The organism is Chryseobacterium koreense CCUG 49689, assembly GCF_001045435.1.
GTDB lineage: Bacteria > Bacteroidota > Bacteroidia > Flavobacteriales > Weeksellaceae > Kaistella > Kaistella koreensis.
Map to the genome: position 1 here is coordinate 1 of NZ_LFNG01000047.1, position 6,119 is coordinate 6,119.

Consider the following 6,119-nt stretch of genomic DNA (forward strand, 5'->3'; position numbering starts at 1 on the left):
CTAATAGTTAATTATCAAAAAGATAAAATTCTTCAACAAACAAGCAGAACGGTCAGAAAAAGAGGAAAAATTCAATATGTAAAAAATAAACAAGGTGAATTTACACCCCTTTAAACTATTTGTAATAATATAACAGTAAACAAAAAAGCCAAAAAAGCCAATATTTAAAGCACTTTCGGGGTATTTTTGCTTTGCATGTTGGATGAAACGAAATGTAAAAATATGACTGTTTGCTACCATTTTATTACCGTTTTAAACATCATTTAATTACCGTTTAAATCTATCTGCTATAATATTCCCGCCAAAGGTACTAATATTACCATTTAAAGTCTTAAAACTGCTGTTTTGAGACTATTTTTTTTCCAGATAGCTAAAAAAAACGGCAAGTGATCCGCAGAAAATAAGCTTCAAAAAAAAGGAAGTAAATTCCAGTGGATTAACACTTGGATTAACACTTGGATTAACAATTAACAGTAAAAAAGCAATCAGAAACAAACGTTATTACTGCAAATAACCCATTAAAACAGAATAAAAAGCGGGTTTGGTTACGCTTATTTGCATTGTATTTTAGTTATTATTAATCTGTATATATACTGATTATCAATATATTATACTAATTAATAAAGACCATCAGAATAAAAAAGATATATTACTTAGGTCTTTTCTTTAGTTCAGGTATAGGTTCAGCAACCAAAGAATAAGCATTTTGCGCCTCTGATCTTTTATTTTGTAAACTGATATTTTCTGACTTCAGTTTTTCTAATTGGTCCTTTAGATCGATCACCTGGCTTAGCAGTACATTATTTTGTTTGGCTAATTCATATAAGTTTTTATAATCAATTGGCTGTTCCTCCGCTTCTGGAGCCTCACCGGTGACCAGCCAATCCAGGGATCTTTTCAAAATCTTGCTTATTTCCACAATTTGCAATAGTGTAGGCATGACCTTACCCTTTTCTATTTTAGAAAATTGTGAAGGATCCATTTCAAGCCTGTTGGCGACTTCTTTCTGGCTAAGTTTCACCAGCTCTCTGGCTTCCTTAATTCTGTTTCCGATGGTCATGACATGTGTATTTTTATTTAAAAAGTGGAAATATTTTCCATTTTTATTTTTTTAAATGGAAATATATTCCTTTCTTTGCTTCATAATTGAAACAAAAATGAAAACAGACAAACCTACAAAAAAAAGACAATCCTACAATACGGAAATCATCAATGCGATTTCTGTGGAGTTTGGAGTCTCCACGCAATTCGTTAGGCAATGCATCAGGAAAGAGAAACACAGCTTAACCGCCGACACGATCGCCAAGAAATACCACGAGCTGTGTAACCCAACAAAACAGGCTTTACAACACTTTAAAAATAACCCGATATGAAATTCATTTACTCATTCACAAGACACACATTTTACCCATTAAATGGGAGTAAAGTGGAAGTAAGAACACAGCATTCTATCTTACGTGGTCTGATCACCTGGACCAGCACAAAGTCTTTTAATAACGAATTATCTGTGTAGCTATGCCACATTTCTGGAACCATACAAATACTGTCGCGGTATTTCCGGAAGAGCTTATTCCGGAATTCTGGAAGAACCAGGCGTGCCTGTCGGTTGAAATCAGCCGAAACCGAAACAATCAGTTCGGTGTTAAGGCGTTGCAGCGCGGCGGTGGTAAGAGCAGGAAGCTGATCATCGATTTCGATTCACTTCCCAATCACATCCAGCAGAAACTGGGTGATCCGCGCAAAGTAGAACACAATCTGCTGTATTTCTACAAAACCGATTCTGTGGCAGTTGATTTTTATACCAACTTCAAGCGCCCGGACGGATCTTATCTTAACCCGGATGAACAGCAGCGATATATTACGAATGCAAGTGTACTGATCAGTATTCTGAAGCTTCGTGATAAACACCAGATCGAGCGTGTGAAATTAGGAATGTCGCTGAAAGGCCTTAACACCTTCCTGTGTGAAGAAAGCAATTCATTCAATGCGATCCTTTTAAAAAGATTCGATATTCAGCACAATCTGCCGACGCATCCAACCCGTTTTAAAGAAGCTTTAAACGACTTTTCAACGCCGTTTAATGAATGGCCTTACAATTTCGCAGCGATCATTAAAGATATCGAAGGAAAAAGGAAACAGAATGCCAGAATTGTGGATGATGTTACGGAAGCGATCCTTAACGGATTATTTGCCAATATTTCGCATAAACCAACCGCAACCGAGATTTACAGAGCTTACGAAGCATTTTTAAGCGGATATGCACAGGTCTATAACGAAGATACCGGCGAAATCTACGATCCAAAAGGATTCCCAAAACTATCTGAAAGCACAGTACGCCTTTATCTGTCTTCCTGGGAAAACAAAGCAGCAACTTACAAGCAGAGATCCGGCGACCGCCAAAAGTATATGGGGCAATTTAAACCGCCTCATCAACTGGAGCGACCAAAATTCGCAGGATCACTTATTTCTATCGATGACCGCCAACCACCATTCAAAGATCTTGACGGAAACCGGGTTTGGTTTTACAACGGGCTGGATGTAGCATCTGGTTGCATTACCACATTTGTACACGGAAAGACAAAGGATGGGATAATCATTGAGTTTTACCGGCAAATGGTACGTAATTATACTGAATGGGGTTTCAACCTTCCAGACGGCCTTGAAGCCGAAAGTTCATTAAACAGCAGTTTTACAAAGACTTTCCTTCAGGAAGGATATATGTTCCAGAATGTGAGAATTGAAGCAAATAATGCGCGAGGAAAACGTATTGAGCGCGATAATGGAATCCTCAGGTATAATATTGAGAAAAAACGTCCAGGTTGGTTGGCTCGACCGCATGCGAAATCAGAATCAAATCAGGAAGGAAATGAAAAAGTACCTCAAATTCCTTATGATCAAATTGTGCAAGGTGCTATTGAGGATATTTATGAGCTCAATAATTCTTCACACATGGAAGATCCAACAAAAACACGCTGGGAGTACTTTAGAGATATGCAACACCCGGAACTGAAGCCAACCAACTGGAAAGCGATCCTTCCGTTCCTGGGATATCACCAGAAATCATCATGCAACACTGGATATATCAAATTACAGGGTAAAGCCCGCGCTATTGCGCAAAACGGACAGATCTGTCTGGGTGAACCGCTGATTAACGTCATGAAATCAATTGAAGGGAAAGAAGTTGATATTTACTGGCTTGATGATAACGCCGGAAACGTGATGAAAGCACTCGCATTCTATGAAGGCAGATTCATTTGCGAAGTGCAGGAAATGCCGAAATACAACAGAGCGGTCATTGAACGGACAGCAGCTGATGATGAAGCCCGCGAGATCCAGAGCAGCTATGTTTCCACCGTGGAAGGTTTTATCCGTCACCACGAAAAAGCACTGATGAAGGTCAACATTTTCCAGCAGCCGAAACCGGAACCAAAAAACGGATTCTTTATCCCGGGCATGGAGCACAACCGTTTCCAGCCACAAACCACAGACGCTGAAATCATCGATACCGATGAAGCTGAAAAAATGGCCATGGTGCCATCCGTAAGCTGGCAAAACTCATTCTTTAAATAACAATAAAATTACACAACATGGAATTATCATTAGAGTACAAACAGCAGGTTAGAACGGCATTACTCGAACGCCGCCCAAATTTCGGCGGAACGGACGGCCAGTTTGCAAAGATCTACGGAATTAATGGAGCTGTTTTCAGCAGACTGAATAAAGGCGAAATCGACGGACTTATCTCACCAAGCCAATGGCTGCAGATCGGCAGAGAACTGGGCGTGAATAATAAGAAAAGCAGCTGGAAGGTAGTGCGAACAAAAGTATATACAGAGATCGAAAGCAGTATCCATTTCTGTCAGCAGTATGCCCGCTCCATGGTCCTTGTGGATGCTTGCGGTATCGGCAAGACTTTCAGCGCCAAAAATATCGTGAAAACGATGCGAAACGCATTTTATATCGACTGTTCTCAGGCGAAAAGCAAACAGTTATTTGTGAGACATTTCGCCAAAACACTGGGAATCGATAACAAAGGAAAGTATATCGACGTAAAAGAGAATTTGAAGTATTACATCAATCAGCTCGAAAGCCCTGTTTTTATCCTGGATGAAGTCGGCGACCTGGAATATACCGCATTTCTGGAACTGAAAGAGCTATGGAATTCATGCGACGGTAACTGCGGATGGCTGATGATGGGTGCCGATGGTTTGAGAAACAAGATCCAGAAAGGGATCAATAACAAGAAAGTTGGTTTCGCTGAAATTTTCAGCCGATTTTCAGACGAATTCATTCAGCTTACGCCCAATGGAGTACTTGATAAAGAGGCATTTTACAGTGAATTGCTTACGCAGGTTGCCACCGCCAACCACACCGGAACCCAACCGGTAGAAACTTTGGTAAAACAATGTTTAAAAAAAGAAGCTACACTGCGTCATTTGGAAACGCTCATTAAAATTTCGGCGTAAATGAGGACCTACACAGTAAGTAACATTCTGAGCCGGAAAATGAAGATCCTGGAACTCGTGGGTATCTGGCTGGAAATCTTCGGGAAGCCGGAAAGAACCGGAAAGGTTTGGATCATCTACGGCGAAGAGAAGCAGGGAAAAACGTGGTTCGCTATGTTGCTGGCTCAATTCCTTAGCACACTTGAACCGGTACTGTATATCTCCGCGGAGGAGGGTTTAGGATTAACGTTCCAGGAAGTGATCCAAAGGGCGCATTTTGACCCAAAAAACAAGAAGTTCAAAGCCTACGGTTATCTGCCACTCGCGGAGCTTCGGGAATCGCTTAAAAAGCGCTACGCACCGAAACTGGTATTCATCGATAATGTGACTTTTTACAGTGATGAACTGAAAAACGGCGGTCTGCAGGAACTGGTAAAAGAAAACCCGGATAAGCTATTTATTTTCTTAGCTCATGAGGAACGCGGCGAACCTTATACCGCCACAGCGAAGATGATCAAGAGAATGGCGGACAGAATTGTAAGAGTTCAGGGTTTGGTTGCCACAGTAGGCGGCAGAACCACCGGCGGCCAGTTCGTTATCGATCAGGAAAAAGCAATGATTCTACACGGATCTGATATTATTAAGTAAAAAAAACAATTCACAACAATGAAAACAATCACCAACCCAAACAACCCAAATCGCATGCTGGTAAAAAAAGCGCTGGGTTACAATGACTGGGGTTACGATAATCTGATCCATCAGTTTTTTGTCACCTGGTGTGAAGCCATGGCGCTGAAGTTCTATCATAAGGACCGCGACCTGATTTCAAATGAAAGCCTTTTTGCCTACTACAACAAACAGTGGCAAATCCTTGTGGAAAACAGGATGGTCAATGAATACGGCGGGTACATGATGAACCAGATCCAGGATTCTGCCAAAACGTATTACAAGTTTCTGTATGACTTCGCGATGGAGCTGGAAAACTATTACCCGGCTTCGCTGATCCGAACCGTAAAACCAAAAGAGAGAACAAAACCTAAATATCAATTTAACCTCAATTAAAAATTATGACAGAAGAGTTAAAACAAGAAGTGAAGGACATCCTTCAAAAAATGAGTGATGCTAAAGTTCCGTGCCTTTTCCTGGCATTTGATGGTGAACATTTCACCAATCTGCGAAACTGCAATCTGCAACAGGCGGCACAGCTCATGATCAACCAGATTGAAAGTTCGGAAGAACAGAATGGAATCTTTGTAAAAGAGCTGGAATTATTAAATCAACCAATCCCGGAAGAAACCGATGGATAATGAAAAATTCCCATACACAGAAGCGGTACTGGATATGATGATCCGCACCACGAAGGAAGCAATGGAAACGGTTGAAGATAAAGCCGATTACGATCAGCTCCACGACCGACTGAAAGAACTCAGAGAACACAAAAGACAGTTAATTATTCTAAACAATACACTTTAAAAAAAACGATTTATGACACCAGAAGAATTTGAAAAACAGTTTGAAGCACTTGTAAAAAACGCCCCGAAAGGTTCTACGCTTTTTTGCACCTATTCCAACGACGATAATAAGCGTCCAACTATACTTTTTGCACAAGGCAATCCGATTGAAATCATATTTGATTTGACAAAGTTTGCCAATAAAGAGTGTGAGGCTAAACGA

9 protein-coding genes are annotated in these 6,119 nt (G+C 40.6%); 8 read left to right on the top strand and 1 reads right to left on the bottom strand.

Annotated elements, in window-relative coordinates:
* Positions 1-649: 649 nt before the first annotated feature.
* The gene (locus ACM44_RS14535) at positions 650-1,060 is read right to left on the bottom strand and encodes a helix-turn-helix domain-containing protein (protein WP_048500786.1); all 411 of its coding nucleotides are present in this window, start codon (positions 1,058-1,060) and stop codon (positions 650-652) included.
* A gap of 97 nt (positions 1,061-1,157) precedes the next feature.
* On the opposite strand from ACM44_RS14535, the gene ACM44_RS14540 reads away from it, so the two are divergent.
* The 8 genes from ACM44_RS14540 to ACM44_RS14570 all read left to right on the top strand — a co-directional run.
* Complete coding sequence (locus ACM44_RS14540; protein ID WP_048500793.1) at positions 1,158-1,373, top strand: hypothetical protein; 216 nt, start codon at positions 1,158-1,160, stop codon at positions 1,371-1,373.
* A gap of 142 nt (positions 1,374-1,515) precedes the next feature.
* Entirely contained in the window at positions 1,516-3,570 is a 2,055-nt protein-coding gene (locus ACM44_RS14545; RefSeq protein WP_048500787.1) for a hypothetical protein, read from the top strand.
* Between the two features lie 17 nt (positions 3,571-3,587).
* Positions 3,588-4,466, top strand: a complete 879-nt coding sequence (locus ACM44_RS14550; RefSeq protein ID WP_048500788.1) for an ATP-binding protein — start codon at positions 3,588-3,590, stop codon at positions 4,464-4,466.
* Positions 4,467-5,093 (top strand): AAA family ATPase, encoded by a 627-nt coding sequence (locus ACM44_RS14555; RefSeq protein WP_048500789.1) that lies wholly within the window; start codon positions 4,467-4,469, stop codon positions 5,091-5,093.
* Positions 5,094-5,111: 18 nt separating this feature from the next.
* Entirely contained in the window at positions 5,112-5,507 is a 396-nt protein-coding gene (locus ACM44_RS14560) for a hypothetical protein (protein ID WP_048500790.1), read from the top strand.
* 5 nt (positions 5,508-5,512) lie between these two features.
* Positions 5,513-5,752 carry a hypothetical protein gene (locus ACM44_RS14565; protein ID WP_048500791.1) on the top strand — a complete coding sequence of 80 codons (240 nt, stop codon included), beginning with the start codon at positions 5,513-5,515 and terminating at the stop codon, positions 5,750-5,752.
* Positions 5,745-5,918 carry a hypothetical protein gene (locus ACM44_RS15425; RefSeq protein ID WP_160304069.1) on the top strand — a complete coding sequence of 58 codons (174 nt, stop codon included), beginning with the start codon at positions 5,745-5,747 and terminating at the stop codon, positions 5,916-5,918. The genes ACM44_RS14565 and ACM44_RS15425 overlap by 8 nt, the downstream gene beginning before the upstream one ends.
* A gap of 12 nt (positions 5,919-5,930) precedes the next feature.
* Positions 5,931-6,119, top strand: a 189-nt coding sequence (locus ACM44_RS14570; RefSeq protein ID WP_048500792.1) for a hypothetical protein, incomplete at its 3' end; no start/stop codon positions are given.

Excerpts from the sequence above, each read along its gene's own strand:
- ACM44_RS14535 (WP_048500786.1), bottom strand. The coding sequence starts at position 1,060 with ATGACCATCGGAAACAGAATTAAGGAAGCCAGAGAGCTGGTGAAACTT.
- ACM44_RS14540 (WP_048500793.1), top strand. The coding sequence starts at position 1,158 with ATGAAAACAGACAAACCTACAAAAAAAAGACAATCCTACAATACGGAA.
- ACM44_RS14545 (WP_048500787.1), top strand. The coding sequence starts at position 1,516 with ATGCCACATTTCTGGAACCATACAAATACTGTCGCGGTATTTCCGGAA.
- ACM44_RS14550 (WP_048500788.1), top strand. The coding sequence starts at position 3,588 with ATGGAATTATCATTAGAGTACAAACAGCAGGTTAGAACGGCATTACTC.
- ACM44_RS14555 (WP_048500789.1), top strand. The coding sequence starts at position 4,467 with ATGAGGACCTACACAGTAAGTAACATTCTGAGCCGGAAAATGAAGATC.
- ACM44_RS14560 (WP_048500790.1), top strand. The coding sequence starts at position 5,112 with ATGAAAACAATCACCAACCCAAACAACCCAAATCGCATGCTGGTAAAA.
- ACM44_RS14565 (WP_048500791.1), top strand. The coding sequence starts at position 5,513 with ATGACAGAAGAGTTAAAACAAGAAGTGAAGGACATCCTTCAAAAAATG.
- ACM44_RS15425 (WP_160304069.1), top strand. The coding sequence starts at position 5,745 with ATGGATAATGAAAAATTCCCATACACAGAAGCGGTACTGGATATGATG.